This window comes from Streptomyces sp. NPDC003720 (assembly GCF_042875075.1).
In the GTDB taxonomy this organism is placed as follows: Bacteria; Actinomycetota; Actinomycetes; order Streptomycetales; family Streptomycetaceae; genus Streptomyces.
Window position 1 is genome coordinate 336,471 of the sequence record NZ_JBIANZ010000006.1, and the last position, 25,984, is coordinate 362,454.

At 72.6% G+C, this 25,984-nt stretch carries 26 protein-coding genes and 1 pseudogene; 17 read left to right on the forward strand and 10 right to left on the reverse strand.

Features of this window, described 5'->3' with window-relative positions:
- Positions 1-38 precede the first annotated feature (38 nt).
- The 13 genes from ACFYU0_RS18910 (at position 39) to ACFYU0_RS18970 (ending at position 11,612) form a co-directional block, all read left to right on the forward strand.
- Positions 39-1,373, forward strand: coding sequence for a hypothetical protein (locus ACFYU0_RS18910; protein WP_389302499.1), 1,335 nt, complete (start codon positions 39-41; stop codon positions 1,371-1,373).
- An 85-nt stretch (positions 1,374-1,458) separates the two neighbouring features.
- Complete coding sequence (locus ACFYU0_RS18915) at positions 1,459-2,022, forward strand: GNAT family N-acetyltransferase (RefSeq protein ID WP_351665700.1); 564 nt, start codon at positions 1,459-1,461, stop codon at positions 2,020-2,022.
- A 126-nt stretch (positions 2,023-2,148) separates the two neighbouring features.
- A complete protein-coding gene (locus tag ACFYU0_RS18920) occupies positions 2,149-2,232 on the forward strand; it encodes a putative leader peptide (RefSeq protein ID WP_310739661.1) in 84 nt (27 codons plus the stop codon).
- Positions 2,233-2,361: 129 nt separating this feature from the next.
- Positions 2,362-4,062, forward strand: coding sequence for a nitrite/sulfite reductase (locus ACFYU0_RS18925; protein ID WP_351665702.1), 1,701 nt, complete (start codon positions 2,362-2,364; stop codon positions 4,060-4,062).
- Complete coding sequence (locus ACFYU0_RS18930) at positions 4,059-4,241, forward strand: hypothetical protein (RefSeq protein ID WP_199212535.1); 183 nt, start codon at positions 4,059-4,061, stop codon at positions 4,239-4,241. The genes ACFYU0_RS18925 and ACFYU0_RS18930 overlap by 4 nt, the downstream gene beginning before the upstream one ends.
- The gene (locus ACFYU0_RS18935; protein ID WP_389302504.1) at positions 4,238-4,948 is read left to right on the forward strand and encodes a phosphoadenylyl-sulfate reductase; all 711 of its coding nucleotides are present in this window, start codon (positions 4,238-4,240) and stop codon (positions 4,946-4,948) included. The genes ACFYU0_RS18930 and ACFYU0_RS18935 overlap by 4 nt, the downstream gene beginning before the upstream one ends.
- Positions 4,945-5,565, forward strand: a complete 621-nt coding sequence (cysC, locus tag ACFYU0_RS18940) for an adenylyl-sulfate kinase (RefSeq protein ID WP_389302507.1) — start codon at positions 4,945-4,947, stop codon at positions 5,563-5,565. Before ACFYU0_RS18935 ends, cysC begins: the two co-directional genes overlap by 4 nt.
- A complete protein-coding gene (gene cysD / locus ACFYU0_RS18945; protein ID WP_351665708.1) occupies positions 5,562-6,506 on the forward strand; it encodes a sulfate adenylyltransferase subunit CysD in 945 nt (314 codons plus the stop codon). The genes cysC and cysD overlap by 4 nt, the downstream gene beginning before the upstream one ends.
- Positions 6,507-6,508: 2 nt before the next feature.
- Positions 6,509-7,843 (forward strand): sulfate adenylyltransferase subunit 1, encoded by a 1,335-nt coding sequence (locus tag ACFYU0_RS18950; protein WP_389302511.1) that lies wholly within the window; start codon positions 6,509-6,511, stop codon positions 7,841-7,843.
- 209 nt (positions 7,844-8,052) lie between these two features.
- Positions 8,053-9,165 (forward strand): aliphatic sulfonate ABC transporter substrate-binding protein, encoded by a 1,113-nt coding sequence (locus ACFYU0_RS18955; RefSeq protein ID WP_389302514.1) that lies wholly within the window; start codon positions 8,053-8,055, stop codon positions 9,163-9,165.
- Positions 9,166-9,200: 35 nt separating this feature from the next.
- A complete protein-coding gene (locus tag ACFYU0_RS18960) occupies positions 9,201-9,986 on the forward strand; it encodes an ABC transporter ATP-binding protein (protein WP_351665714.1) in 786 nt (261 codons plus the stop codon).
- Positions 9,973-10,857 carry an ABC transporter permease gene (locus tag ACFYU0_RS18965; RefSeq protein WP_351665716.1) on the forward strand — a complete coding sequence of 295 codons (885 nt, stop codon included), beginning with the start codon at positions 9,973-9,975 and terminating at the stop codon, positions 10,855-10,857. Before ACFYU0_RS18960 ends, ACFYU0_RS18965 begins: the two co-directional genes overlap by 14 nt.
- 5 nt (positions 10,858-10,862) lie before the next feature.
- On the forward strand, positions 10,863-11,612 hold the full coding sequence (locus ACFYU0_RS18970; RefSeq protein WP_389302519.1) for a sirohydrochlorin chelatase: 750 nt from the start codon (positions 10,863-10,865) through the stop codon (positions 11,610-11,612).
- A 38-nt stretch (positions 11,613-11,650) separates the two neighbouring features.
- Here ACFYU0_RS18970 and ACFYU0_RS18975 read toward each other — a convergent pair whose 3' ends face one another.
- The 3 genes from ACFYU0_RS18975 to ACFYU0_RS18985 all read right to left on the reverse strand — a co-directional run bounded on the left by ACFYU0_RS18975 (position 11,651) and on the right by ACFYU0_RS18985 (position 13,671).
- On the reverse strand, positions 11,651-11,947 hold the full coding sequence (locus ACFYU0_RS18975) for a hypothetical protein (protein WP_351665720.1): 297 nt from the start codon (positions 11,945-11,947) through the stop codon (positions 11,651-11,653).
- Between the two features lie 432 nt (positions 11,948-12,379).
- Positions 12,380-13,021 carry a DsbA family protein gene (locus ACFYU0_RS18980; protein WP_351665722.1) on the reverse strand — a complete coding sequence of 214 codons (642 nt, stop codon included), beginning with the start codon at positions 13,019-13,021 and terminating at the stop codon, positions 12,380-12,382.
- 101 nt (positions 13,022-13,122) lie between these two features.
- Positions 13,123-13,671, reverse strand: a complete 549-nt coding sequence (locus ACFYU0_RS18985) for a DUF1697 domain-containing protein (protein WP_351665724.1) — start codon at positions 13,669-13,671, stop codon at positions 13,123-13,125.
- A gap of 396 nt (positions 13,672-14,067) precedes the next feature.
- Here ACFYU0_RS18985 and ACFYU0_RS18990 point away from each other — a divergent pair, with 396 nt between their 5' ends.
- Positions 14,068-16,317 (forward strand): MMPL family transporter, encoded by a 2,250-nt coding sequence (locus ACFYU0_RS18990; RefSeq protein ID WP_389302523.1) that lies wholly within the window; start codon positions 14,068-14,070, stop codon positions 16,315-16,317.
- Positions 16,318-16,378: 61 nt separating this feature from the next.
- Here ACFYU0_RS18990 and mgt read toward each other — a convergent pair whose 3' ends face one another.
- The 4 genes from mgt to ACFYU0_RS19010 are packed head-to-tail and all read right to left on the reverse strand — an operon-like array spanning position 16,379 to position 20,677.
- Entirely contained in the window at positions 16,379-17,575 is a 1,197-nt protein-coding gene (gene mgt / locus ACFYU0_RS18995) for a macrolide-inactivating glycosyltransferase (protein WP_389302526.1), read from the reverse strand.
- Between the two features lie 56 nt (positions 17,576-17,631).
- Entirely contained in the window at positions 17,632-18,933 is a 1,302-nt protein-coding gene (locus tag ACFYU0_RS19000; protein ID WP_389302529.1) for an ABC transporter substrate-binding protein, read from the reverse strand.
- A complete protein-coding gene (locus tag ACFYU0_RS19005; RefSeq protein WP_351665730.1) occupies positions 18,933-19,766 on the reverse strand; it encodes a carbohydrate ABC transporter permease in 834 nt (277 codons plus the stop codon). Before ACFYU0_RS19005 ends, ACFYU0_RS19000 begins: the two co-directional genes overlap by 1 nt.
- A complete protein-coding gene (locus tag ACFYU0_RS19010) occupies positions 19,763-20,677 on the reverse strand; it encodes a carbohydrate ABC transporter permease (RefSeq protein WP_389302533.1) in 915 nt (304 codons plus the stop codon). Before ACFYU0_RS19010 ends, ACFYU0_RS19005 begins: the two co-directional genes overlap by 4 nt.
- A gap of 159 nt (positions 20,678-20,836) precedes the next feature.
- Here ACFYU0_RS19010 and ACFYU0_RS19015 point away from each other — a divergent pair, with 159 nt between their 5' ends.
- The 3 genes and pseudogenes from ACFYU0_RS19015 (at position 20,837) to ACFYU0_RS19025 (ending at position 22,459) form a co-directional block, all read left to right on the forward strand.
- On the forward strand, positions 20,837-21,700 hold the full coding sequence (locus ACFYU0_RS19015) for a phosphotransferase enzyme family protein (RefSeq protein ID WP_389302536.1): 864 nt from the start codon (positions 20,837-20,839) through the stop codon (positions 21,698-21,700).
- 46 nt (positions 21,701-21,746) lie between these two features.
- Positions 21,747-21,848, forward strand: a pseudogene (locus tag ACFYU0_RS19020) (MerR family transcriptional regulator); the annotation flags it as partial.
- Positions 21,849-21,970: 122 nt separating this feature from the next.
- The gene (locus tag ACFYU0_RS19025) at positions 21,971-22,459 is read left to right on the forward strand and encodes a DUF6083 domain-containing protein (protein WP_389302539.1); all 489 of its coding nucleotides are present in this window, start codon (positions 21,971-21,973) and stop codon (positions 22,457-22,459) included.
- Positions 22,460-22,487: 28 nt separating this feature from the next.
- Here ACFYU0_RS19025 and ACFYU0_RS19030 read toward each other — a convergent pair whose 3' ends face one another.
- The 3 genes from ACFYU0_RS19030 to ACFYU0_RS19040 form a co-directional block, all read right to left on the reverse strand.
- Positions 22,488-23,213 carry a 3'-5' exonuclease gene (locus ACFYU0_RS19030; RefSeq protein WP_351665738.1) on the reverse strand — a complete coding sequence of 242 codons (726 nt, stop codon included), beginning with the start codon at positions 23,211-23,213 and terminating at the stop codon, positions 22,488-22,490.
- A 102-nt stretch (positions 23,214-23,315) separates the two neighbouring features.
- On the reverse strand, positions 23,316-24,557 hold the full coding sequence (locus ACFYU0_RS19035) for an SAV2148 family HEPN domain-containing protein (RefSeq protein ID WP_351665804.1): 1,242 nt from the start codon (positions 24,555-24,557) through the stop codon (positions 23,316-23,318).
- A 103-nt stretch (positions 24,558-24,660) separates the two neighbouring features.
- On the reverse strand, positions 24,661-25,977 hold the full coding sequence (locus ACFYU0_RS19040; protein ID WP_389302542.1) for a copper amine oxidase: 1,317 nt from the start codon (positions 25,975-25,977) through the stop codon (positions 24,661-24,663).
- Positions 25,978-25,984 lie beyond the last annotated feature (7 nt).

Here is a 25,984-nt window from a genome sequence, read left to right on the forward strand (position 1 = left end):
ACGGATCGCCAGGCGCAGTTGGCCCGTCGGGAGGAGACATGAAGCATCGCGGCAGACACCGCAGGCGCAGACGGGGCACCGCCCTGCGCGCGGTCCTCACCGGAACCGCGCTCGCGCTCACCGCGGCCGCCACGCTGATCAGCACCTCGCAGGCCGAGGTCGCCGAGAGCCCCGGCGCGCTCAAGCCGCTGACCTCCGCCCGGGACACCGCCCGGCTCGGGCTCCAGGAGCACCTGGTCCCCGCCCGGGACCTGCGCAGGCTCGCCGCGTCCATGGGCCGTCCGGTCGGGGTGAACGCCGTCCTGGACAGCGCCGACCGCACCCTGCGCCGGGCCGCCGACTGCGCACCGGACGACCGGGCGACCCTGCCCGTCGCCCCGTCCGCCGGCCGCGCCTACTGCTGGGACCGGGCCGACGCCGCGGACACCGCCTGGCGGCCGCACTCCGTCACCACCTCCGGGGACGCCGACGACGACGGCGTCTGGGGCGCCCACCGGGTGATCCTCACCGGCTGGACCCGCACCGCCGCCGGCGGGCCCGCGGCCGGCCGGGGCCTGGCCCGGGTCGCCTTCGTCGACGCCGACGACCCCGCTCGGCCCGTCTACCGCTGGGTACTGCTGGTGGTGCCCGTGAACGGCGGCCGGGACTACCGCGGCCTGTCCTCCACCCTGTCCGGCATGGTCTGGTACCAGGACAAGCTGCTGGTCACCACCCGGACCGGCAGCTCCGACGCGCTCTACGTCTACGACCTCGACCGCATCCAGCGCACCACGGCCGACACCCCCGCGATCGGCCGGGTGCACGGCGGCTGGTCCGCCGACGGCTATCGGTACGTGATGCCCGCCGTCGGCTCCTACCGCTTCGCGGAGGGCCGCTGCACCGCCTCCGGGCCGCCCTGTCCGGCCACCCTCTCCCTGGACCGCGGCACGGCGCCCGACAGCCTCGTCGCCGCCGAACGGACCGCCCCCGGCGGCGACCGGCGCACCCGGCTGTGGCGGTACGCGTTCGACGACTCCCCCGCGCGCGGCGGGCTGCTCGCCACCGACGCCGCCGGGCGGGCGGACGCGATCGAGGCGTACCGGACGCGGGTGACCGGCATCAGCGGCGCGCTGTCCCTCCGCCGGCCCGGGGCGGGCTCCCCGTCCTGGTACGTGGGACGGGCGTCCGGCACAGGAGACGGACACGGCGGCCTGTGGCGCCAGGACAGCGAGGACGCCAAGGCGGCCCGCTGCGGCTTCGACTCCTCCCACCACTGCTGGGCCGAGTCGGCGGGCTCCCTGTCGTACTGGGAGGAGACGGGCGAGGTGTGGTCCCTCTCCGACCGCATGCTCTTCGCGGTGCCCCTGACCTCGCTCGACCGCTCACTGAGGTGACGGCCTTGCCGGCGGGCCCGGGCGGCCTCGGCGGTGTGACCCGGCAGATCGACAGGCGGGCCGGTGGGATGGTTCCCTGACCGGCATGAGCAGCGTCACCGTCACCACCTGGTCCCTGGAGCAGAACTCGCCGGCCGACCTCCTGCCGGCCGCCGCCCCCGAGGGCGACGTCCGGATCGTCCGCGCCGAGGTTCCCTCCCCCGAGTTCAGCCGCTTCCTGTACGCCTCGGTCGGCGGCGACATCCGCTGGACGGACCGGCTCGGGTGGACCTACGCACGGTGGCAGGAGTACCTGGACCGTCCGGGTGTCGAGACCTGGGTGGCCTACGACCGCGGCACCCCCGCCGGATACGTCGAGCTGGAGGCGCAGGACGAGGGTGTGGTCGAGATCGTGTACTTCGGGCTGATCCCCGCCTTCCGCGGCCGCCGCGTCGGCGGTCACCTGCTCTCCTACGGCACGGCCCGCGCCTGGGACCTGGCCGAGCGGTGGCCGGGGCGGACGCCGACGAAGCGGGTGTGGGTGCACACGTGCAGCAAGGACGGCGAGTTCGCCATGGCCAACTACCAGCGCCGCGGGTTCGTGCTGTTCGACACCGAGGTGGAACTGGAGCCGGAGGCGGCGACGCCCGGCCCGTGGCCCGGAGCGTGACCCCCGCACCGTCGTTCGCGTGAGCGGAGCGTGACCCACAACACTCCGTCTCGCCATTCAGAATAGTTCCGTCCATATTACGGACGAAGGTGGACTGGCCAGAGATCCGCGTGACACGCTTCCGTCATGCCTGGAACTGGAATTGCCTTGGTGAGTCGGCGGCACGTCGACCTCGGCCGCATGTCCAGCGCCATCTGTCCGGCGAGCTGACAGCCCCAGCACCGCCGATCTCCCCGCACCTCCCTCCCTGCTGCGCAAGGGCGCGCACGCACGCCGTCATGCGCCCGCATGCGCAGGTCAGAGCCGCGTTTCCCGCCTGTCCCGAAGGACGTAACAACCATGGCCGCCACCCCGCAGAACTCTGCCGCCTCCGCGCCCCGCCGCAAGGTGAGCCGTCACCGCGGTGAGGGTCAGTGGGCCGCAGGCCACTTCACCCCGCTCAACGGCAACGAGCAGTTCAAGAAGGACGACGACGGTCTCAACGTGCGGACGCGCATTGAGACGATCTACTCCAAGCGCGGTTTCGACTCGATCGACCCGAACGACCTGCGCGGCCGGATGCGCTGGTGGGGCCTGTACACCCAGCGCAAGCCCGGGATCGACGGCGGCAAGACCGCGATCCTGGAGCCGGAGGAGCTGGACGACGAGTACTTCATGCTCCGGGTGCGCATCGACGGCGGCGCGCTCACCACGGAGCAGCTCCGGGTCATCGGCGAGGTCTCGCAGGAGTTCGCGCGGGGCACCGCGGACATCACCGACCGGCAGAACGTCCAGTACCACTGGATCCGCATCGAGGACGTGCCCGCGATCTGGGAGCGGCTCGAGGGCGTGGGCCTGTCGACCGTCACCGCGTGCGGCGACACCCCGCGCGTGATGATCGGCTCGCCGGTCGCGGGCATCGCCGAGGACGAGATCATCGACGCCACGCCGGCGCTGGAGGAGATGAAGCGCCGGGTCCTGAACAACCCGGCGTACTCGAACCTCCCGCGCAAGTTCAAGACGGCCATCTCGGGTTCGCCGCTGCTGGACGTCGTGCACGAGATCAACGACGTGGCGTTCGTCGGCGTACGGCACCCCGAGCACGGGCCGGGCTTCGACGTGTGGGTGGGCGGCGGCCTGTCGACCAACCCCAAGCTGGGCGTGCGGCTCGGCGCCTGGGTGCCGATCGACGAGGTCCCGGACGTCTACGAGGGCGTCATCTCGATCTTCCGTGACCACGGCTACCGCCGGCTGCGCAACCGGGCCCGGCTGAAGTTCCTGGTCGCCGACTGGGGCCCGGAGAAGTTCCGCCAGGTGCTGGAGGACGAGTACCTGGGCGGCCGCAAGCTGGTCGACGGTCCCGCGCCCGAGCAGCCGGCGCAGCGGTGGCGCGACCACATCGGTGTGCACCGGCAGCAGGACGGCCGGTTCTACGTCGGGTTCGCCCCGCGGGTCGGCCGCGTCGACGGCGGCACCCTGACGAAGATCGCCGACCTCGCGGAGGCGCACGGCTCGGGCCGGGTCCGCACCACCGTCGAGCAGAAGATGATCGTTCTGGACGTCGAGCAGGACCAGGTCGACTCGCTGGTCGAGGGCCTGGAGGCGCTGGACCTCACCGCCCGGCCGTCCTCGTTCCGGCGCGGCACCATGGCCTGCACCGGCATCGAGTTCTGCAAGCTGGCCATCGTCGAGACCAAGCAGCGCGGCGCGCAGCTCATCGACGAACTCGAGCGCCGACTGCCGGACTTCGACGAGCCGATCACCATCAACCTCAACGGCTGCCCGAACGCCTGCGCCCGCATCCAGGTCGCGGACATCGGCCTCAAGGGCCAGCTCGTCCTGGACGACGACGGCAACCAGGTCGAGGGCTACCAGGTGCACCTCGGCGGCGCGCTCGGCCTGGAGGCCGGCTTCGGCCGCAAGGTCCGCGGGCTGAAGGTCACCTCGGCCGAACTGCCCGACTACATCGAGCGGGTCCTGGCGCGCTACCAGGCCGAACGCGAGGCCGGCGAGCGCTTCGCCACCTGGGCCGCCCGGGCTTCCGAGGAGGCGCTGTCGTGAGCGAGCGGGCGGCGCCCTTCTACTGCCCCTACTGCGGGGACGAGGACCTGCGGCCGGGCGAGCAGGGGCACGGGGCCTGGGAGTGCGGGGCGTGCAACCGAGCATTCCAGCTGAAGTTCCTCGGGCTGCTCGCCCGGGGGCTCGAGCGAGCCGACGACCAAGGGGGCGACGGAGCATGACGACTGCTCAGCAGGAGCGCACGGCCGACGAGTTGAAGCGGCTCGCCGAGCAGGCGGGCCGCGACCTGGAGGACGCCAGCGCGCTGGAGATCCTCCAGTGGGCGGTCGACACCTTCGGGGCGGGGTTCTGCGTCACGTCCTCGATGGAGGACGCCGTGGTCGCCCATCTCGCCTCCCGCGCCCGCAAGGGCGTGGACGTCGTCTTCCTCGACACCGGCTACCACTTCCCGGAGACCATCGGCACCCGGGACGCCGTGGAGGCCGTGATGGACGTCAACGTCATCACGCTCACCCCGCGGCAGACGGTCGCCGAGCAGGACGCGGAGTACGGCCCGAAGCTGCACGACCGCGACCCCGACCTGTGCTGCGCGCTGCGCAAGGTGAAGCCGCTGGAGGAGGGTCTGAAGGGCTACCAGGCCTGGGCGACCGGCCTGCGCCGCGACGAGTCCCCGACCCGGGCGAACACCCCGGTCGTCGGCTGGGACGAGAAGCGGCAGAAGGTCAAGGTCTCCCCCATCGCCCGCTGGACCCAGGACGACGTGGACGCCTACGTCGCCGAGCACGGCGTGCTCACCAACCCGCTGCTGACGGACGGCTACCCCTCCGTCGGCTGCGCCCCCTGCACCCGCCGCGTCCTGGAGGGCGAGGACGCGCGCGCCGGCCGCTGGGCGGGGCGCGCCAAGACCGAGTGCGGGCTGCACGGATGACGGCGCCCACCGCCGCGCACACCGCGCCCACAGGTCCGGCCACCGCTTCGACCGAAGCCACCGACACCCAGGAGAACCACGTGACCACCGGAGCCACCGTCTGGCTCACGGGTCTGCCCAGCGCCGGCAAGACCACCATCGCGTACGAGCTGGCCGGCCGGCTGCGCGCCGACGGCCACCGTGTCGAGGTACTCGACGGCGACGAGATCCGCGAGTTCATCTCGGCGGGCCTCGGCTTCGGCCGCGAGGACCGGCACACCAATGTGCAGCGCATCGGCTTCGTCGCCGAACTGCTCGCCCGCAACGGTGTGAAGGCGCTGGTCCCGGTGATCGCGCCCTACGCGGACAGCCGTGAGGCGGTGCGCGAGCGGCACGCGGAGAACGGGACGCCGTACCTGGAGATCCATGTGGCGACCCCGGTCGAGGTGTGCTCCGTCCGGGACGTGAAGGGCCTGTACGCCAAGCAGGCGGCGGGTGAGCTGACGGGGCTGACGGGCGTGGACGACCCGTACGAGGAGCCCGAGGCGCCCGACCTGCGGATCGAATCGCAGCACCAGACCGTGCGGGAGTCCGCCGTCTCGGTGCATGCCCTGCTCAGTGAGAGGGGACTGGCATGACGACCGTCGCCGAGACCGCGGCCGGCGGCGAGGGCACGGACACTCCGTACGCCCTGTCGCACCTGGACGCGCTGGAGTCCGAGGCGGTGCACATCTTCCGCGAGGTCGCGGGCGAGTTCGAGAACCCGGTGATCCTGTTCTCCGGTGGCAAGGACTCGATCCTGATGCTGCACCTCGCGCTGAAGGCGTTCGCCCCGGCCCAGATTCCCTTCTCGCTGCTCCATGTGGACACGGGACACAACTTCCCCGAGGTGCTGGACTACCGGGACCGTGTGGTCGCCGAACACGGTCTGCGGCTCCATGTGGCGTCCGTCCAGGACTACATCGACCGCGGTGTGCTCAAGGAGCGCCCCGACGGCACCCGCAACCCGCTGCAGACCCTTCCGCTGACGGAGAAGATCCAGAGCGAGAGGTTCGACGCGGTGTTCGGCGGCGGGCGGCGCGACGAGGAGAAGGCCCGCGCCAAGGAGCGGGTGTTCTCCCTGCGGGACGAGTTCTCCCAGTGGGACCCGCGCCGGCAGCGCCCCGAGCTGTGGAACCTGTACAACGGACGGCACGCCCCGGGCGAGCACGTCCGCGTCTTCCCGCTGTCCAACTGGACCGAGCTGGACGTCTGGCAGTACATCGCCCGCGAGGGCATCGAGCTGCCGGAGATCTACTTCGCCCACGAGCGCGAGGTGTTCCAGCGGGCCGGGATGTGGCTGACGGCCGGCGAGTGGGGCGGCGCCAAGGACGGCGAGACCGTCGAGAAGCGCCTGGTGCGCTACCGCACGGTCGGCGACATGTCCTGCACCGGCGCCGTCGACTCCGACGCGACCACGCTGGACGCCGTCATCGCCGAGATCGCCGCGTCCCGGCTCACCGAGCGGGGCGCCACCCGCGCCGACGACAAGCTCTCCGAGGCCGCGATGGAAGACCGCAAGCGCGAGGGGTACTTCTAAGCATGAGCACCACCACGACCGAGACGCTCCCGGAGACCACCCTGCTGCGGTTCGCCACCGCGGGCTCCGTCGACGACGGCAAGTCCACGCTCGTCGGGCGGCTGCTGCACGACTCCAAGTCGGTCCTCACCGACCAGTTGGAGGCCGTGGAGCGGGCGTCCGCGAGCCGCGGCCAGGACGGCCCGGACCTGGCGCTGCTCACCGACGGCCTGCGCGCCGAGCGGGAGCAGGGCATCACCATCGACGTGGCCTACCGCTACTTCGCCACGCCCCGGCGCCGGTTCATCCTCGCCGACACCCCGGGCCATGTGCAGTACACCCGGAACATGGTGACGGGCGCGTCCACGGCCGAGCTGACGGTGATCCTCGTCGACGCCCGCAACGGCGTGGTCGAGCAGACGCGCCGGCACGCGGCGATCGCCGCGCTGCTGCGCGTGCCGCACGTGGTCCTCGCCGTCAACAAGATGGACCTCGTCGCGTACGAGGAGTCCGTCTTCGCCGCGATCGCCGAGGAGTTCACCGCCTACGCCGTCGAGCTGGGCGTCCCCGAGGTCACCGCCGTCCCGATCTCGGCGCTGGCCGGCGACAACGTGGTGGAGCCGTCCGCGAACATGGACTGGTACGGCGGCCCGACCGTGCTGGAGCACCTGGAGACGGTCCCGGTCAGCCACGACCTGGCGCACTGCCACGCCCGGCTCCCCGTGCAGTTCGTGATCCGTCCGCAGACCGCCGAGCACCCGGACTACCGGGGCTACGCGGGCCAGATCGCCGCCGGCACCTTCCGGGTCGGCGACCCGGTCGCCGTGCTGCCGTCCGGGCGCACCACCCGGATCTCCGGCATCGACCTGCTGGGCGAGCCGGTCGACGTGGCGTGGACGACGCAGTCGGTGACGGTGCTGCTCGAGGACGACATCGACGTCTCGCGCGGCGACCTGATCGTGCCCGCGAAGGACGCCCCGCCGGTCACGCAGGACGTGGAGGCGACCGTCTGCCACGTCGCCGACCAGCCGCTGGCCGTCGGGCACCGGGTGCTCCTCAAGCACGGCACCCGCACGGTCAAGGCGATCGTCAAGGACATCCCGTCCCGGCTCACGCTCGACGACCTGTCCCTGCACCCGCATCCCGGGCGGCTCGTCGCCAACGACATCGGCCGGGTGAAGATCCGCACCGCCGAGCCGCTGCCGGTCGACTCCTACGCCGACTCGCGCCGCACCGGCTCCTTCATCCTGATCGACCCCAGCGACGGCACCACGCTCACCGCCGGCATGGTCGGCGAGTCGTTCGCCTCCCCCGAGCCGGTCAAGGACGCCGCCGAGGAAGACGGCTGGGACTTCTGACCATGAACACCTGCGATTTCTACTCGATGTTCGCGAAGGAGGGCGGCCGCGTCGGCAGCGGCGCCCTCGGCAGCGGGCAGGGCGGAGTGGGCCGATGTGTGCGGTGACGTACGCGCACCGCATGCGCGCCCAGCGACGAAGACCCTTTGCCGAACTCCCGGCCACGTCCTGAGAGCGTGACCGCCGGGCCAACGAGAGGAAAGCCTCCCGTGCCTGCCAGTGGTTCCACCTTGCTTCGCCGCGGTCTGGCCGCGACAGCGGCCCTCCCCCTGCTGATGCTCGCCGCCTGCGGCTACGGGTCCGAGGCCAAGGACCACGACGCGGGCGCCCGGATCGCCGCCGGGGCCGAGAAGACCGACGGCCTCGACTCCGTGCGGATCGGCTACTTCGGCAACCTGACCCACGCGACCGCGCTGGTGGGCAAGCAGAAGGGCTTCTTCCAGAAGGCGCTCGGCGCGACCAAGGCGGACTACCAGGTGTTCAACGCCGGTCCGTCCGAGATCGAGGCGCTGAACTCGGGCTCCGTCGACATCGGCTGGATCGGCCCCTCCCCAGCCATCAACGGCTACACCACGTCGAACGGCAAGAACCTGCGGATCGTGGTCGGTTCGGCCTCCGGCGGGGTGAAGCTGGTGGTGAACCCGAAGAAGATCAAGTCCCTGAAGGACGTCGAGGGCAAGCGGATCGCCACGCCCCAGCTCGGCAACACCCAGGACGTCGCGTTCCTCAACTGGGCCGCGGAGCAGGGCTGGAAGGTCGACGCGGAGAGCGGCAAGGGCGACGTCTCGGTCGTCCGCACCGACAACAAGGTGACCCCGGACGCGTTCAAGTCCGGTTCCGTCGACGGCGCCTGGGTGCCCGAGCCGACCGCGTCCAAGCTGGTCGCCGAGGGCGGCAGGGTACTGCTCGACGAGGCCTCCCTGTGGCCCGGCAGGAAGTTCGTGATCACGAACATCGTCGTGTCGCAGAAGTTCCTGAAGGAGCACCCGAAGGCCGTCGAGGCCGTGCTGAGGGCGTCGGTCGACACCAACGCGTGGATCAACGCCCATCCGGACCAGGCCAAGGCCGCGGCGAACAGGCAGCTCGGCATCGACTCCGGCAAGGAGCTGCCGGCCGACGTCCTGGACCCGGCCTGGAAGTCGATCCGGATCACGAACGACCCGCTGGCCGCGACCCTCGGCACCGAGGCGCGGCACGCGGTCAAGGCGGGCCTCCTGGAGGACCCGGAGCTGAAGGGCATCTACGACCTCGGCCCCCTGAACAGGGTTCTCGAGGCCAAGGGTGAGAGCACCGTCGCCGACGCCGGTCTCGGCGTCGGCTGAGTTACGGATCCGAGCGTCCCCAGGAGGTGACGACCATGGCAACCGCCCTCGCCAAGGCCGAAGAAGCAGAGACGGTCGAGTACGCGGCACGCATCGAGCAGGTTTCGAAGTCCTTCGCCGGGCCGGCCGGCTCGCAACTCGTCCTCGACGACATCACACTCGACGTCGCGCCCGGCGAGTTCGTCACCCTCCTGGGTGCCTCGGGCTGCGGCAAGTCGACGCTGCTGAACCTGGTCGCGGGGCTCGACCGGCCCACCGCCGGCAGCATCGCGACCCACGGGCGCCCCGCCCTGATGTTCCAGGAGCACGCGCTGTTCCCGTGGCTGACCGCGGGCAAGAACATAGAACTCGCCCTGCGGCTCCGGGGTGTTCCGAAGGGCGAGCGGCGTGGCAGGGCCGAGGAGCTCCTCGAGCTGGTCCGGCTGCAGGGCTCGTACGGCAAGCGGGTGCACGAGCTGTCCGGCGGTATGCGACAGCGTGTGGCCATGGCCCGGGCGCTCGCGCAGGACAGCCAGTTGCTGCTCATGGACGAGCCGTTCGCCGCGCTGGACGCGATCACCCGCGACCTGCTGCACGACGAACTCACCCGGATCTGGGCGGAGACGGGACTGTCCGTCCTGTTCGTCACGCACAACGTGCGCGAGGCGGTGCGGCTCGCGCAGCGGGTGGTGCTGCTGTCGTCCCGTCCGGGCCGGGTGGCCCGCGAGTGGCGGGTGGACATCCCGCAGCCGCGGCGCATCGAGGACGCCCCGGTCGCCGAACTGTCCCTCGAGATCACCGAAGTACTGCGTGGGGAGATCCGCCGTCATGGCCAGCACTGAGACGAAGACCGCCACGGACGCGGGAAGCGTCGAGGCAGGCCTGGACGCCCTGGAGACGGCAGTCGCGGGCCGGGCTCCGTTCCGGCAGACCTTCGTCCGCAAGATCCTCCCGCCGATCGTCGCCACCGTCGTGGTGCTGGTCGTCTGGCAGGCCCTGATCTCTTTCCGGATCGTGGACGACCCGACGAAGCTGCCCTCCCCCTCGGACGTGGGCGGCGAGTTCAAGCGGGCCTGGCTGGAAGGCAAGCTGCTCGGCTACATCTGGACCAGCGTCTCGCGCGGTCTGCTGGGCTTCCTGTTCGCGCTGGCCATCGGCACCCCGCTGGGCCTGCTGGTGGCCCGGGTGAGGTTCGTGCGCGCGGCCATCGGCCCGGTGCTCTCCGGTCTGCAGTCCCTGCCGTCGGTGGCCTGGGTGCCGCCCGCGGTGATCTGGCTGGGCCTGGACAACCAGATGATGTACGCGGTGATCCTGCTCGGCGCGGTGCCGTCGATCGCCAACGGCCTGGTGTCCGGCATCGACCAGGTGCCGCCGCTGTTCCTGCGGGCGGGCCGCACGATGGGCGCGACCGGCCTGCGGGGCGCCTGGCACATCGTGCTGCCGGCCGCGCTGCCGGGCTACCTGGCCGGCCTGAAGCAGGGCTGGGCCTTCTCCTGGCGCTCGCTGATGGCGGCGGAGATCATCGCCTCCTCCCCCGACCTCGGCATCGGCCTGGGCGCGCTGCTGGAGAACGGCCGCAACGCCAGCTCCATGTCCATGGTGTTCGAGGCGATCTTCCTGATCCTGTTCGTCGGCATCGCCATCGACCTGCTCATCTTCTCCCCGCTCGAGCGGTGGGTGCTGCGCAGCCGAGGCCTCCTGGTGAAGAGCTGATTCCCGTGTACGGAAAGCCGGTCCGTCCCGTCCTCCTGGTGATCGCCCACGGCAGCCGCGACCCGCGGCACGCCGCGACCGTGCACGCCCTGGTGCAGCGGGTGCGGTCGCTGCGGCCCGGGCTGCGCGTGGAGACCGGCTTCCTGGACTTCAACATCCCGTCCGTGCACGGGGTGCTCCGGTCCCTGGCCGCGGAGGGGGTGCGGGACGTGGTGGCGCAGCCGCTGCTGCTGACCCGCGCCTTCCACGCGAAGGCCGACATCCCGGCCGTCCTGCGCGACGCGCCGCGCGGTCTGCGCGTCCGCCAGGCCGAGGTGCTGGGCCCGTCGCCGCTGCTGCTGTCGGCATTGGAACGGCGGCTGTACGAGGCGGGGCTGTCGCCCGCCGACAAGTCCTCGACCGGGGTCGTCCTGGCCTCGGCGGGGTCCTCCGACCCGGAGGCGATCGCGGTGATCGCCGACATCGCGCGGGAGTGGTGGCACACCGGTTGGTGCGCCGTGCGGCCCGCGTTCGCCTCCGCATCCCTTCCCCGGACCGAGGACGCCGTGGGCGAACTGCGCGCGCTCGGCTGCGAACGGGTCGCCGTGGCGCCCTACGTCCTCGCCCCCGGGTTCCTGCCGGACCGCATCGCGCGCGGTGCGGCGCGGGCCGACGTCCTGGCGGACGTCCTCGGTCCGGCCCCCGAGGTGGCGCGGCTCCTGCTGGCCCGCTACGACACGGCGGCCCTGCCGGCGCGGACGGCGCTCGGCGCCTGACCCGGTGCCGGGCCCCGTGGCGGCGGGGCCCGGCCGGTTCACAGGTCCAGCAGGTGCACCAGTTGCTGTGTGTAGGCGAGGCTGCCGGTCCCGGCCGGGGCGCCGATGCTGATGGCGTCGAGGCTCGAGCGGATGCGGCCCCGGTTGGGCGGCCCGCCGTCCGCCGCCGCCTCCTCCAGCGCGGCCATGATGACCTCCCCGTGGACGACGAGTCCGGGGAGCTCGGCGTGCAGTGCGTCGAGGAGGCCCTCGGTGAGCCGGAAGACGGTCTCCGGGTCGGGTCCGTGGTCGCTGCCGGTGCGGCCGTTGATGTTGCCGTGGTAGTACGTGCTCATCGTCCTGTCCTGACTCCTGGTCTGGGAGGGGCCGTACCGGGCCTGGGTCCGGGAGCGCCGACGTTACCGACGCCGTGGCTCCGGCCCCGTCCTGGAGTCTGGTGCCGCCGCGGCCACGCGTGCGGAAGGGCCGAAAACAGTCACCCGTACGAGTGATTCGCGTCCGTTGACCAGGCCGGACACTCCCGGCGGAACGGACAGGGGGCGGCTCCGGGGGAGGCGTGGCGCGCCCGTCCCGGGCCGCGCCCGCGCGGGCGGTGCGCGAGGGCCGGCCGCGGTCCGGCGTTCCCCTGTGACGTCGGACCGCGGCCGGCACCTCGTTCTGCGTCCGGCACGGCTGATGCGTCACCGGGTCCTGGAGCCCGTCGCGCCCGAAGGTCGTTTATCGGCCACCCGCTTCCCGCGGGCCGGGGGCCCGCGTGTCCGCGCGGATCAGTCGAAGCGGAGCGCTCCGGAGCGGGTGCGCTTGAGCTCGAAGAAGTCGGGGTGGCGGGCCAGCACCCGGAAGCTGTCGAAGAGTTCCGCGGCCTCGGCGCCGCGCGGCACGGCCCGCAGGACGGGACCGAACCACACCGTACCGTCGACGTGGATCGTGGGCGTGCCCACGTAGCCGCCGGACTCCGGTTCGGCGCCCGCTTCGTGCGCGCGGCGCACCGCGGCGTCGTACGAGGGGTCGTGGGCGGCGTCCGACAGGTCGGCCGGCAGGCCGAGTTCGGCCAGCGACTCGGCGACGACCGCGTCGAAGTCCTCCGCCTTCCGCTCGTGGATGCGGGTGCCGAACGCGGTGTACAGGTCCCGCAGCACCTTCTCTCCGTGCCGTTCGGCGGCGGCCACCGCGACCCGCGCCGGTCCGATCGACCGGTCGACCAGGTCCCGGTACCAGTCCGGGAGTTCGTTGCCGGCGTTGTGCAGGTAGAGGCTCATGGGACGGAAGCGGAGGTCGAGCGGGCGCAGGCGCTCGACCTCCAGCAGCCAGCGGGAGGTGATCCAGGCGAAGGGGCAGGCGGAGTCGAACCAGAAGTCGACCCGGGTGGGGGCGGAACCGGCGTCACGGCTGTGGTCGGCGTGTGTCATGCCGACCACGCTAGGCGGCGAGTGGCGCGGAATCCCGGTCCAATCGCGGCCCGGTTCCCTGGGCCACTTCGCGGCGGACCGGCCGGTCCCGCGGGGGCGTCTCACTGCTCGGCAGCGGTCAGTTCGACGAGTTTCAGCACCGTGTTCCAGTTGCGGCTGGTGGCGATCAGGTCCTTGGCGGGGCGGCGGGACAGTGCCTCGGCCAGTTTGGAGCGGCCCAGGCCGTCCGGGGCGTACAGGTAGAGGCAGCGGTCGCCGAGGCGGAACTCCTCGGGGAGGTGCGCGGCGGCGTCGATCGCCGCGAAGCGCTCGGGGGTGACCGGCGCGGAGAAGTAGGTGACGTGGAGCTGCTTCCCGGTCAGTTCGGCGGCCGGGAACGGGCAGGCCTCGGCCACCGCCCGCAGATAGGCGTGGTCGCGCACGATGACGTCGACCCGGAAGCCGAACCGCGCCTCGATCGCCCCGGTCAGCTCGGCCGCCAGGGAGTCCTCGTCGCCCTGCCCGGCGCTGAACACGGCCTGGCCGCTCTGCAGATGGGTCCGTACGCCGCCGTGGCCGAGGCCCGTCAGGAGCGAGCGGAGATCGGCCATCGGGAGCTTCCTGTTGCCGCCGACGTTGATTCCGCGCAGCAGCGCCGCATAAGTCGTCACCCGGACAGGTTAGAACGGCCGCCGTGCCCCGTGGGGGCGGGCACGGCGGCCGGCCCGGGACGACCCGGGCCCGCGCGAAACTCTGGCCGATCAGCGGCCCGCGGTTCAACCTCTACACGCACCTGTGACTTGTTCAACAAGGTTTCGTAATCACAAAGTGGATCTTCGACGGCGGATCGGACACGGCCCTTCCCCGGACCCCTCACCCCGAGACGCCGCCCCGGGGACCCCCGAAAGATGTAGGGGCCCGCCGTCCTCCCCAGCGGTGAGCCGGGCCCGCGCCACTTCACCGGGCAGTACGACGAGACCCGCCCGGCGGGCCCATACCGTCGGAACGGAACGAGCGAGGACGTGGCGGCAGGGGGTCGTCACCGCATACGAGGGGGAAAGCCCGTCATGGGGAACACGGACGTGCGCGTGCGGGGACTGGCCGCCCGCGCCGGCGGCTGGAGCGCCCGGCACCGCTGGGCCGCCGTCGGCATATGGGTGCTGTTCGTCGTCCTGGCCATGGGGCTCGGCTCGGCGGCCGGCCGGGTCGACGTGGACGAGAGCGACCAGCTCAAGGGCGAGACACACACCGCGGCGAAGATCATCGAGGACGCGGGCATCGAGCAGCCGGCCGGCGAGACCGTGCTGATCCAGGCCCGGGACGGCGCGCTCAAGGCGACGAGCGGCGAGTTCCGGGCCGCCGTCGGCGATGTGATCGAGGCCGTCGAGGGCACCGGGAAGGTCACCCGTGTGACCTCGCCGTACGACACGCGCACCATCTCCCGGGACGGCCGTACCGCGCTGGTGCAGTTCGACATGCGCGGCGACGCGGAGACCGCCGCCGACCGGGTCGAGCCGGTGCTGGACGCCGTCGCCGGGGTGCAGAAGACGCATGACGGCCTGCGGATCGAGGAGATCGGCGGCGCCAGCATGAACAAGCAGTACCAGGACGCCTTCGGGAACGACTTCCAGAAGGCCGAGTACTCGGCCGTGCCGGTGGCCCTCGGCATCCTGCTGATCGCCTTCGGCGCCCTGGTGGCCGCGCTGCTGCCGGTGGCCCTGGCGGTCACCGCGATCATGGCGACGATGGGCCTGATGGGCATCGTCAGCCACGTCCAGCCGATGAGCGACACCGCCAACTCCGTGATGCTGCTGGTCGGTATGGCCGTCGGCGTCGACTACTGCCTGTTCTACCTGCGCCGGGAGCGCGAGGAGCGGGACGCCGGCCGGGACGCGGGCGCCGCCCTGCGCATCGCCGCCGCCACCAGCGGCCGCGCGATCGTCGTCTCCGGGGTCACCGTGTGCGTGGCGATGGCCGGCATGCTGTTCACCGGACTCGCCGAGTTCGAGGCGATGGGCCTGGCCTCGCTGATGGTGGTCGCCGTCGCCATGGTCGGCTCGGTGACCGTGCTGCCCGCGCTGCTCTCCCTGCTGGGCGAGCGGGTCGAGAAGGGCCGCATCCCCTTCCTGGGCCGCCGGCGCCGGCGCGGCGGCGGTGGTGAGAGCCGCTTCTGGACCGCCGTGCTGCGCGGGGTGCTGGCCAAGCCCCTGGTCTCCGTGGTCGTCGCGGCCGGCGCGCTGCTCGCCGTCGCCGCGCCCGCGCTCGGCATGAAGACCCAGCAGCTCACGCTGGACCAGGAGTTCGGGAACTCGCTGCCGATCGTGCAGACCTACGACCGGCTCAACGACGCCTTCCCGGGCGGCTCCGAGCCCGCCCAGGTGGTCGTCAGCGCCAAGGACATCGGCGCGCCGGAGGTACGGCGGGCACTGGCCGACTTCAAGCAGCGGGCCGTCTCCTCGGGCGCCTCGCGCGGCCCCGTCGACGTCACGGTGCACCGGGCGCAGAACGTCGCGCTCGTCTCCGTACCGCTGGTCGGCGGCTCCGAGATGGACCGCGCGGTCAAGAGCCTCGACAAGCTGCGCGACGAGGTGCGGCCCGCCACCCTCGGCAAGGTGGAGGGCGTCCAGGCGCCGATCACCGGGCAGGTCGCGGGCAGCCACGACTTCAACGACCAGCTCCTCGGCTCGGTCGTCCCGGTGTTCGCGTTCGTGGTCGTCTTCGCCTTCCTGCTGATGCTGCTGTCGTTCCGCTCGCTGACGGTGGCGATCACCTCGATCGTGCTCAACCTGCTCTCGGTGGGCGCCGCCTACGGCATCCTCGTCGCCGTCTTCCAGCACGGCTGGGGCGCCTCGCTGGTGGGCGCCGAGGGCGTCGGCGCGATCGTCACCTGGCTGCCGCTGTTCCTCTTCGTGATCCTGTTCGGCCTGTCCATGGACTACCACGTGTTCGTGGTCTCCCGGATCCGCGAGGCCCGGCTGCGCGGCCGCGGCACCAGGGACGCCATCCAGCACGGCGTGGTCACCACGGCCGGCGTCGTCACCAGCGCCGCCGTCATCATGGTCGCCGTGTTCGCGATCTTCGGCACGCTGTCCATGCAGTCCATGAAGCAGATGGGCGTGGGCCTGGCCGCCGCCGTCCTGATCGACGCGACGGTCATCCGCGGGGTGCTGCTGCCGGCCGTGATGGCACTGCTCGGCGAGCGCAACTGGTACCTGCCGAAGTGGCTGCACCGGCTGCCGGACCTCACCCACGACGAGGCGCCGGAGCCGGCCGCCCCGGCCCCCGTCCACGACGAGGGCGAGCGGCTCACCGTCTGATCCCGTCCGCGCACACGGGGGCCCGCCGGTCCTGGGGAACCGGCGGGCCCCCGTGCGTGGCTCAGCGCGCGGGCAGTTCCGCCTCGATCAGGTCGGCCGCGCGCCGGGTGCCGCCCTCCTCGGCCATCTGGGCCTGGATGTCCTTCAGCCGCCGGGCGACCTCCGGGTCGCCGGTGAGGGCGAGGGCGGCCCCGCGGAGGCGGTCGGCGGTGGCCTCCTCGGTGGGCAGGCGCCGGGCCACGCCGAGGGACTGGAGCATGTCGGCGTTGCCGAACTGGTCCACGGCCTGCGGCACGGCGATCATCGGCGTGCCGGTGGCCAGCCCCTCCTGGCTGCCGCCGGCTCCGGCGTGCGTCACGAACAGGTCGGCCTGCCGCAGGATCGCCAACTGCGGCACCCACGAGTGCACTTCCACGTTGGCGGGCACGTCGCCCAGCTCGGCCGGGGTCACCTGGCGGCCGATCTGCAGGACCAGGTGCCAGCCGGGCAGGCCGCCGAAGGCGCGGACGCACTCGCGGTAGAACGCGGGCCGCTTGGTGAACGCCGAGCCGAGGGAGACGAGGACCACCTTCTCCGCGCCGGCGGGGCGCTGCCAGTCACCCTGGTCGGCCCGGTCGCCCTGGCAGGCCCCGACGAAGCTGTGCACCCGCTCGTCGACGCGGTCGGCGTGCGGCTGGAGCACCTTGGGGATGAGGACGAGCGAGCGGTCGGGGCGGCCCACGAAGGGGTCCGGGTGCCGGCTGATCCCGTTCTCCGCCAGCCAGGCTCGGAACCGGGCGTAGTAGGCCCTGCCGCGCTCGGTCTTCCGGGGCTCCGCCCACATGGGCTCGGCCACCTCCTCCTCGTAGCCCTCCCAGGCGACGAGGTTCGGTGAGAGGGAGACCGCCGGGACGCCCCAGCGGTGGGCGAGCACGCGGGCCGGGTAGGAGGTGATGTCGTGCAGCACCAGGTCCGGTTCGTCGCCCTCGTAGGCCGCGGCGAGCTGCGGCAGCGCCTGGACGGCGTCGTTCAGGAACGGCTCCACGTGGTCCAGCAGGGTGCTCCCCCAGGCCTCGGGGTCGGCGTCGGGGCCGGGCAGTGTGGAGTCGTAGAGCACGGGCCGGGCGCCGGTCGCCGCCACCTTGCCGGCGAAGGCCGGCGGGATGGCGTAGGTGACCCGGTGGCCGCGGGCGACGAGTTCGCGGATCACCTCGAGGCTGGGGTTCACGTGGCCGTGCAGGGCGGCGGAGAACATGGCGATGTGGGCGGGAGCGGTCATGTCGACGAGGCTAGGCGAGACGAGACGTCTCGTCCAAGCGAATTACGGCCGCCGGCTCAGCGCTGGTAGCGGGCCAGGACCAGGTTGCCGTCCCGTTCCAGGCGCTCCCGCAGGCCGACCAGGCCGATCGAGCCGCTGTAGTACTCCTGGAAGGCGGGCGTGGCGACCTTGTCCTTCCACTCCGGGTAGCCGCGCACGGACTGGGCGGGGGCCGGGCGCAGATGGGCCGCGAGCGCGGTGCCGGTGGCCCAGCCGTTCTCCGCGGTGTGCAGGGCGGGGTCCTTCAGGGCCTCGGCGCCGGTGGGCAGCATCCAGTCGCCGAGGGCGAGGCGGACCATGTTCCGCGGCCGCAGGAGGAAGCCGATGAACTCGGCGGCCTCCTTCTTGTGCGGGCAGTCGGCCGCGACGGACAGGGTCTGCGGGCTGACGCCCTGGGTGAGCCCGCCGGCGCCGGCGGGGGCGGGCAGCACCTGCCAGTCGAAGCCCTTCGGCGCCTGCTGCGCGATCTGCTGGCGGTAGGAGAAGCCCAGCGGGACCATCGCGTACCGGCCGCCGAAGAAGCCGGGCAGGGTGTCCGAGCCGCCGCTGCCCAGCGTAGAGGCGGGGGCGCTGTGGTCGACGGCGACCTGGTCGTGGACCGTGCGGGGCACGACCGCGTCCCCGGCGCCGAACCCGACGGTCACCTTGCCGCCGGCGTCGCGATGGAAGAGCCGGCCGCCCGCGGAGAGGGACAGGTTGAGCGTGGCGGAGACGGGTTCCTTCAGCGGCCAGGCCACGCCGTACCTGCCGGGTCCGCTGAGCCGCTTGGTGATCCGGCGGAACTCGGGCCAGCTCCAGGGGTGTTGGGGGGTCGGTATGCGCACCCGCCCCGAGCGCAGCCAGGCGGTGTTGGCGATCAGCACCCGGGGTTCCTGGAGGAACGGCACCCCGTACACGCCGTCCCCGAAGGTGGCCGCCTGCCAACTGTGGCGCGGGATGTCGGAGTTGAGCCCGGCGGGCAGCAGCCCGGTGAGGTCGGCGAGGTAGCCGCCGTAGGCGAAGTCGGCGAGGTCGTCGGAGGCGTCGTGGATGACGTCCGGGGCCTCACCGCCCTCGAAGGAGGTCAGGAGCTGGTCGTGCACGCTGTCCCAGCTGCCCTGGACGTACTCGACCCTGACGTCCGGGTGGGTGGCGTTCCACTCCCTCACCAGCTCCTTGTTGGCGGCCACGGACTCCTGCTGCCAGGCGAGGGACTGGAAGCGCAGGGTGACCGGGCCGCCCCGCCCGTGATCCGCCGCGGAACAGCCCGCGAGGAGGAGCAGCAGGACGAGGAGTGCCGTGGCCGCCCTTACCCGGCCGGCTCCGTACGGGTGCCGCATCACTTCACCGCCCCTTCGAGCAGGCCGCCCGTGATCCGGCGCTGGACGAGGGCGAAGACGAACAGGGAGGGCAGCGTGGCCAGGAACGCGGCGGCGGCCAGCGGGCCGAGGTCGGCGACGCCCTCCGCGCCGATGAAGTGGGTGAGGACGACCGGGAGGGTCTGCCTGCCGGGGCTCTTCAGCAGCACCAGCGCGAAGAAGAACTCGTTCCACGCCGTGACGAACGCGAACAGCGCCGTCGCCGCGATGCCCGGCGCCAGCAGCGGCGCCGTCACCGACACCAGCGTGCGCAGCCGCCCGGCGCCGTCCACGGCCGCGGCCTCCTCCAGCTCGGGAGGCAGGGCGCGGACGTGTCCGACGAGCATCCACAGCGCGAACGGCAGCGCCCACACCACGTACACCAGCACCAGCCCCGCCAGGGAGTCGATCAGCCGCAGGTGCTTCAGCAGCAGGAACAGCGGGATGATCACCAGCACGAACGGGAAGGCCTGGCTGACCACCACCCATCCGGTGGCCGCCCGGGACAGCGCCGAGCGGTGCCGCGCGACGACGTACGCCATCGGGGTCGCGATCAGTACCGCGACGACGGCGGCGGCGAGCGCCACCAGCAGGGAGTTGAGGGCCGCGTGCAGCAGCGGCTGCTCGTCGAAGGCCTGCCGGAAGTTGGCCAGGGTGGGGTGGCGCGGGATCCAGGTGGGATGGAGGCTGCCCAGCTCGCGGGGCGGTTTGAAGGCGGTGGACAGCAGCCACAGCAGCGGGAAGGCCAGGAAGACGAGATAGGCGAGCAGGGCGGCGTACTGTCCGGCGCGGGCCGCGGGGCGGGTCCTCCTCATGCGTCCCCGCCTCCCCGCAGCCGGCTCACGAGGAACACCGAGAGCAGCACGGAGACCACCGCGACCAGGACGCAGCCCATCGCCGCCGCGTAGCCGAACTGGCCGTAGCGGAAGGCCTCCTCGTAGGCGAACAGCATGGGCAGCCGGGTCTTCCCGCCGGGTCCGCCGCTGGTGAGCACGTACACCAGGGCGAAGGAGTTGAGGTTCCAGATGAGGTTGAGGGCGGTGATGGCGAGGGCCACCGGTCTGAGGGCCGGCCAGGTGACCGCGCGGAACCGGCGCCAGGCGCCGGCGCCGTCCACCGCGGCGGCCTCGTGCAGTTCGCGCGGGGTGTTCTGGAGGCCGGCGAGCAGAGCGACCGTGGTCTGCGGCATGCCCGCCCAGACGCCGACGACGATGACGGCGGGCAGCGCGGTGGCCAGGCCGCTCAGCCAGTCCCGGCCGCCGCCGAGGCCGAGGTCGCGCAGTGTCTCGTTGAGGATGCCGGCGTCGGGGTTGTAGACCAGCCGCCACATGACGCCGACGACGACCTCGGGCATGGCCCACGGGACGATCGCGAGGGCACGGGCGAAGCGGCCGAGCCGCAGGTCCTGGTCGAGCAGGAGGGCGAGGCCGAGCGCCAGCAGGAACTGCGGAACGGTCACCCCGACCGCCCACACCAGCCCGATCCGGAACGACTCCCAGAACAGCGTGTCGTGCAGCAGGTCCCGGAAGTTGAGGGCGCCGATCCAGCCGGTGGCCGTCGTCCGGCCGGACTGGGCGTCGGTGAACGCCAGCACGATCCCGTAGAGCAGCGGCCCCACGCTCAGCAGCAGGATCGGGATGAGGGCGGGCAGGACCAGGAACCAGGCGCCGTGGCCGCGAGTGGCGGCACGACCGGCCGGCCGCCGCGTCCCGGCCACTGCTGTCATGCGATCAGCCCCTTCGCGTGACCTCGTTGGCGTGTTCATGTTCGTAAACGCGCGCTACCCCGTCAAGGGCCCGCGCACACGGTCCGACCTGTGCGAATGGGAGACTGACGGGAGGCCACGAGGGCCGGGACGGTACGCAGAGGGGCACGGAGGCGGACGATGGACGAGGCACGGGCGCGGGACGTACTGGCCGCGGCGAAGGTTCTGCCGGGCCCGGCCGCGGACGCACGGCTCATCGCCCTGGGTGAGAACGCGGTGTTCGCGGCCGGGGAACTGGTGGTCAAGGTGGGCCGTGACGCCGAGTTGCTGGACCGCGCCCGGCGCGAGCTGGCCGTAGCCGGCTGGCTGGCCGGGGCGGACGTGCCCGCGGTGCGGGCCGCCGAGCCCGAGCCGCTGCTGGTGGCGGGTCACCCGGTGACCGTGTGGCGCCGGCTGCCGGACGCCGTGCGGCCGGCCGAGCCCCGGGACCTCGCCGGGCTGCTGCGGACCGTGCACGCGCTCCCCGCCCCCGACTTCGGGCTGCCGCCCCGGGAACTGCTGGGCGGCGTGGAGCGCTGGCTGCGGCTCGCGGGCGGGGCGATCGACCCGGAGGACGCCGCGTACCTGCGGGAACGCAGGGACGGGTTCGCGGCCGCCGCGGCGGCGCTGACGCCCCGTCTGGCACCGGGGCCGATCCACGGGGACGCGCTGCCCCGCAACGTGCACGTGGGGCCGGACGGGCCGGTGCTGGTCGACCTGGAGACCTTCTCCGCGGATCTGCGCGAGCACGACCTGGTGGTGATGGCCCTGTCCCGGGACCGCTACGGGCTGCCCGCCGAGGCGTACGACTCCTTCGTCTCGGCGTACGGCTGGGACGTGCGGGAGTGGGAGGGCTGCTCGGTGCTGCGGGGCGCGCGGGAGACGGCGAGCTGCGCCTGGGTGGCTCAGCACGCGCCCGGCAACCCGAAGGCGCTGGCCGAGTTCCGGCGCCGCGTGGCGTCGCTGCGGGACGGGGACGAGACCGTGCGGTGGTATCCGTTCTGAGCCGGCCGGTTGCGTCTCCCCCTGGGGGAGACGCCAGGGTGGGGGCATGGACGGCGCCACGCTCTACTCGATCGGCGAGCTGGCCCGGCGGACCGGCCTCACGGTCAAGGCGGTTCGGTTCTACTCCGATCGCGGGATCGTCCCGCGGGGCGCCACGGCCCGCGCGCCACGCGAGCCGTCGTCGGCGCCGTGCGTGCCCCGTCCGTCTGCTCCCGATGCGCCCGGTTCGCGCCCTGTTCCGCCCGGTGCGGCCGCCGCACGCTCGATGGCATGGGGGACACATACAGCGTCATTCCGCTGCCCGCACCCGGGCCCGACGGATCCCGGCAGCCACCGGCCGGCACACCCGGCCCGTGGGAGGGCGCCGACCGGGCCCAGGCGGCCCGCGAGGGCGCGACCGGCCCGGAGCCTCCCGAGCCGCCGGTCTGCCCCCAGTGCGGGCTCACCGGTGACCGGCGGCCCACCTACACCGGGCGGCACGTCCTGCTCGAACCCCGGCTCACCGTCCCCGCCCATCTCGTGCCCGGCGGGCACCGCTGGCACGTCGACGGCGACGGCACCGCGTGGAACGGCGGTCTGGAAGAGCCCGCGCCCGGCGCCACCTGCCGGATACCGCACCAACTCGCCTGCCCTGGACTCACCCTGGACGAGGTGCAGCCGTGGCGGTGGCTGACCGCGGTCCGGGCCCACAACGCGTCGGCGGCCTGGCGCGGGGCCGGCGAGGACGGCTTCCTCGGGGGACTGCCGGACACCGGTTGACCCGGGCGGAGCGGGCCGGCCGGCCGGGCTACGCCGGCAGGCTGTCCGGGAGGTGGCGGATGGGCCATGTGCCGTCGACGACCGCCGACTCGTCGCCCTTGCGGCGGAGGAAGGACTGGAAGTCGGCCGCCCATTGGGCGTACCAGTCGATCTGGCGCGTGTGCAGTTCCGCAGGTCCGAGAGCGGCGATCTTCGGGTGCCGGACGGCTATCGCGGAGGCGAGGCGGGCCGCGGCCAGGGCGTCGGCGCAGGCGTCGTGCGCCGCGTCGAGGACTATGCCGTACTCGGCGCAGACCGCCTCCAGGTTCCGCTTGCCGCGGCGGTACCGGTCGGCCCAGCGGTCGATGGTGTAGGGGTCGACGACCGGGGCGGGCGGCGCGCCGTCCAGGCGGTCGGTGAGGGACGGCAGGCCGTGGCGGCGCAGCTCGGCGGAGAGCAGGGTGAGGTCGAAGGCCGCGTTGTACGCGACCACCGGGACGCCCGTCCGCCAGTACGAGACGAGCACGTCCGCGATGGCGTCGGCCACCCGGTCGGCCGGGCTGCCCTCGGCCGTCGCCCGTTCGTTGCTGATGCCGTGCACCGCGACCGCGTCGGCCGGGATCTCCACGCCCGGATCCGCCAGCCATTCCCGGCGCCCCAGGGGCTCACCGGCCCTGACCTCGATGACCGCGCCGGTGACGATGCGCGCCTCGTGCGGGTCCGTGCCCGTGGTTTCCAGGTCGAAGCCGATCAGCAGCTCCCGGTGCCAGCCCATCGGCGGCCCCCCTTCTCGGTGGTGCTTTCCCCCAGTGGCTCTCACCATCGCACGCGGCACTGACAATCCGGGGGCCGCGTTCCCCCCGCCCGCACGGACAGTTCAGGACACGGGGCGCGAATCGGCCCAGGACAGCTCGAATTCCTCGCGGTATGTCGGGAAGATGCCGGCATCGCCCATGTCATCCGACTTGAGCACCTTGCTGCCGCCGCGCAGCACCAGCACCGGCGACTCCATCCCCCGGGCCCCGCGCAGGTAGGACTGCACCACACCGATGCCGTCCGCGCCGTCGCCGTCCACCAGGTAGGCGGTGAAGCGGGGGGTCTCGTCGTAGACCTGGATCTCGAAGGCGCCCGGGTCGCGCAGCCGGGACCGCACCCGGCGCATGTGCAGGATGTTCATCTCGACCGACCGGCTGAGTTCGCCCCGTTTCATCCCCAGTTCGCGCTCCCGGCGCTTGACCGCGCTGGAGGCCGGGTTGAGGAAGAGCAGCCGCACCCGGCAGCCGGACTCGGCGAGCCGGACCAGCCGGCGGCCGGAGAAGTTCTGCACCAGCAGGTTGAGCCCTATGCCGATGGCGTCGAGGCGGCGGGCGCCCCCGAACAGGTCCTCGGCCGGGAACTGGCGCATGAGGCGCACCCGGTCCGCGTGGACGGCGACGACGTCCGCGTACCGGTCGCCGACCAGGTCCTCCACCGCGTCCACCGGAAGCCGGCGCGCGGAGGGCACGTCACCGCCCGCGCCGAGCATCTCCAGCAGCCGGGCCGAGGCCCGCTCGGCCTGGTTCAGCACCGCCTCGGACAGGGCCCGGTTGCGGGAGACGACGTTGCGGGTCACCTCCAGCTCGTCCAGGGCGAGTTCGACGTCCCGGCGGTCGTCGAAGTACGGCTCGAAGCACGGCCAGTGCTGCACCATCAGCTCGCGCAGCTGCGGCAGCGTGAGGAAGCTGAGCACGTTGTCGTCGGCCGGGTCGAGCAGATAGCCCTTGCGGCGGCTGACCTCGCGGACGGCGACCGCCCGCTGCACCCACTCCTGCCCGGCCGGCCCGGCCGCGGCCACCACCCAGTCGTCGCCGTGGACGGGTTCGTAGACGGGCCGCAGCACGGCGGCCACGACCGCGCGCAGCCGCTGCTCGACCAGGTTCAGCCAGATGTAGGCCCGGCCCGCCCGCTGGGCGCGGACCCGCACCTCGCGCCAGGCGTCGGCGTCCCAGTCCAGCTCCGGCCCGATGGAGCCCGTGGCGTCCATCGGGCGGGCCAGGGACACCGTGCCGGGCGGGACGTCTGTGGAGTTCCCCTTGTGACCCTCGTCACCAGGGGGCAGCTCCAGCCCTCCCGCGCCCACCCGCGCACCGCCTTCCGCCACCCCGGGCCTTCCCCACGTCAACGATCAAGGAAGGGTACTCCGGGAGCGGTCGGCGATGCAGCCGGATGGGCAGGTCGGTTTCTCAACTACGCGGACGCCAGTGGCCGTTCTGCCACGAGAGCTCGTCCGGAGTGAGGGGATTCATAGCCGTGACGTCGCGCGGTGCGATGGCGAAGCCCTGCCAGTGGACCGGCATGGGCTGCTGGTCCTCGTCCCGGGCGATGTGGTGGAAGCCCACGTTCATCCAGACGACCGGGTGAGTGAGCGTCTGGCCGTTGACCCACTTGTCCACGGACTTCGGGTAACCGCGGGCGCAGGTCGGGTTGTTGCTCGCGAACTTCTCGCACTTGTCGTACTCGGTGAAGTACACGTCGTGCTTGGTGAAGCTGCGTCCCGGGTACTTCGTGGTCGGTCCGGGGACGATCTCGTACGAGCGCGCGTGCCCGTCCTTGTTCTTGCCCGTCGCGCTGACCACCCGCCACCAGCGGTAGGCCTTGGAGTCGCCCGCGAGTTCCTTGGTGACCTTGGTGCGGGTGGTCTTCGCGGTGGGCGCCTGCCGGCCGGGGGCGGGCGCGGTGACGGCCGAGTCGTACTGCTCGACCTTGGTCTTCGAGGAGCCGTCGAGGCCGAAGTCCAGCCGCCAGAAGACGTTGTGGCTGTGGCTGGTGGCGTACGCCTTGGCGCCCTTGCCGATGGGCCAGCCGCGGCCGTCGCCGGCGTCGTAGTCCTCGTAGGAGAGGCTGCCGGTGGCGCCGACGTTCATGTTGACGGTGCCGTCGTCCTGGAAGCGCCACTCGGTCATGTACTCGTACCAGCCGACCTGGTTGACCGTGTAGACGAGCAGGTCCTTGCCCTGCGCCTGGAAGACCTTGTTGGCCGCGTCGCCCTGCATGCGGTAGGCGTGGCCGCGCGAACGCGTGGTCGTGCACAGGCCGTTGACGTCCGGGTGGTCCGGGTCCCAGGAGTCGGGCACCCGGACGGTCCTGATGGTGCCGCCCGGGCACTCGCCCGGCGCCAGGTTCACCAGGCCCTGCGCGAAGCCGAAGCCGGTGAGGTCGTCGTACTCGACGCTGCCGTCGTCGTAGGGGACGTCGATCTGGGCGAGGCGGGCGCTGTTGAGGACCTTGATCGGCTTGGGCTCGCCCTTGGGCTGGTAGGAGACGTTCTCCAGGACCAGCCCGGCCTTGCTGTCGTAGCGCCAGCACATCCGCCAGGTGGTGCCGCTGGAGAGCTTCTGCTCGATCTTGTAGGCGGCGCTGCAGTCCGCGGCGGCGGCCGGGGCGGCCTGCGGCCGGGCGGCGGCCGGTCCGGCGCCGGCCGTCACGCCGGCGGCCAGCGCGGCCACGGTGAGGCCGACGGCCGCGCGCGTGCGGGCATGGCTCGTTCTGTTGTGACGCATGAAGAGG

What these genes read in the sequence shown, in the direction of transcription:
- ACFYU0_RS18910 (WP_389302499.1), top strand. Translation starts at nt 39, where the DNA reads ATGAAGCATCGCGGCAGACACCGCAGGCGCAGACGGGGCACCGCCCTG.
- ACFYU0_RS18915 (WP_351665700.1), top strand. Translation starts at nt 1,459, where the DNA reads ATGAGCAGCGTCACCGTCACCACCTGGTCCCTGGAGCAGAACTCGCCG.
- ACFYU0_RS18920 (WP_310739661.1), top strand. Translation starts at nt 2,149, where the DNA reads ATGCCTGGAACTGGAATTGCCTTGGTGAGTCGGCGGCACGTCGACCTC.
- ACFYU0_RS18925 (WP_351665702.1), top strand. Translation starts at nt 2,362, where the DNA reads ATGGCCGCCACCCCGCAGAACTCTGCCGCCTCCGCGCCCCGCCGCAAG.
- ACFYU0_RS18935 (WP_389302504.1), top strand. Translation starts at nt 4,238, where the DNA reads ATGACGACTGCTCAGCAGGAGCGCACGGCCGACGAGTTGAAGCGGCTC.
- cysC (WP_389302507.1), top strand. Translation starts at nt 4,945, where the DNA reads ATGACGGCGCCCACCGCCGCGCACACCGCGCCCACAGGTCCGGCCACC.
- cysD (WP_351665708.1), top strand. Translation starts at nt 5,562, where the DNA reads ATGACGACCGTCGCCGAGACCGCGGCCGGCGGCGAGGGCACGGACACT.
- ACFYU0_RS18950 (WP_389302511.1), top strand. Translation starts at nt 6,509, where the DNA reads ATGAGCACCACCACGACCGAGACGCTCCCGGAGACCACCCTGCTGCGG.
- ACFYU0_RS18960 (WP_351665714.1), top strand. Translation starts at nt 9,201, where the DNA reads ATGGCAACCGCCCTCGCCAAGGCCGAAGAAGCAGAGACGGTCGAGTAC.
- ACFYU0_RS18965 (WP_351665716.1), top strand. Translation starts at nt 9,973, where the DNA reads ATGGCCAGCACTGAGACGAAGACCGCCACGGACGCGGGAAGCGTCGAG.
- ACFYU0_RS18975 (WP_351665720.1), bottom strand. Translation starts at nt 11,947, where the DNA reads ATGAGCACGTACTACCACGGCAACATCAACGGCCGCACCGGCAGCGAC.
- ACFYU0_RS18980 (WP_351665722.1), bottom strand. Translation starts at nt 13,021, where the DNA reads ATGACACACGCCGACCACAGCCGTGACGCCGGTTCCGCCCCCACCCGG.
- ACFYU0_RS18990 (WP_389302523.1), top strand. Translation starts at nt 14,068, where the DNA reads ATGGGGAACACGGACGTGCGCGTGCGGGGACTGGCCGCCCGCGCCGGC.
- mgt (WP_389302526.1), bottom strand. Translation starts at nt 17,575, where the DNA reads ATGACCGCTCCCGCCCACATCGCCATGTTCTCCGCCGCCCTGCACGGC.
- ACFYU0_RS19000 (WP_389302529.1), bottom strand. Translation starts at nt 18,933, where the DNA reads ATGCGGCACCCGTACGGAGCCGGCCGGGTAAGGGCGGCCACGGCACTC.
- ACFYU0_RS19005 (WP_351665730.1), bottom strand. Translation starts at nt 19,766, where the DNA reads ATGAGGAGGACCCGCCCCGCGGCCCGCGCCGGACAGTACGCCGCCCTG.
- ACFYU0_RS19010 (WP_389302533.1), bottom strand. Translation starts at nt 20,677, where the DNA reads ATGACAGCAGTGGCCGGGACGCGGCGGCCGGCCGGTCGTGCCGCCACT.
- ACFYU0_RS19015 (WP_389302536.1), top strand. Translation starts at nt 20,837, where the DNA reads ATGGACGAGGCACGGGCGCGGGACGTACTGGCCGCGGCGAAGGTTCTG.
- ACFYU0_RS19025 (WP_389302539.1), top strand. Translation starts at nt 21,971, where the DNA reads ATGGGGGACACATACAGCGTCATTCCGCTGCCCGCACCCGGGCCCGAC.
- ACFYU0_RS19030 (WP_351665738.1), bottom strand. Translation starts at nt 23,213, where the DNA reads ATGGGCTGGCACCGGGAGCTGCTGATCGGCTTCGACCTGGAAACCACG.
- ACFYU0_RS19040 (WP_389302542.1), bottom strand. Translation starts at nt 25,977, where the DNA reads ATGCGTCACAACAGAACGAGCCATGCCCGCACGCGCGCGGCCGTCGGC.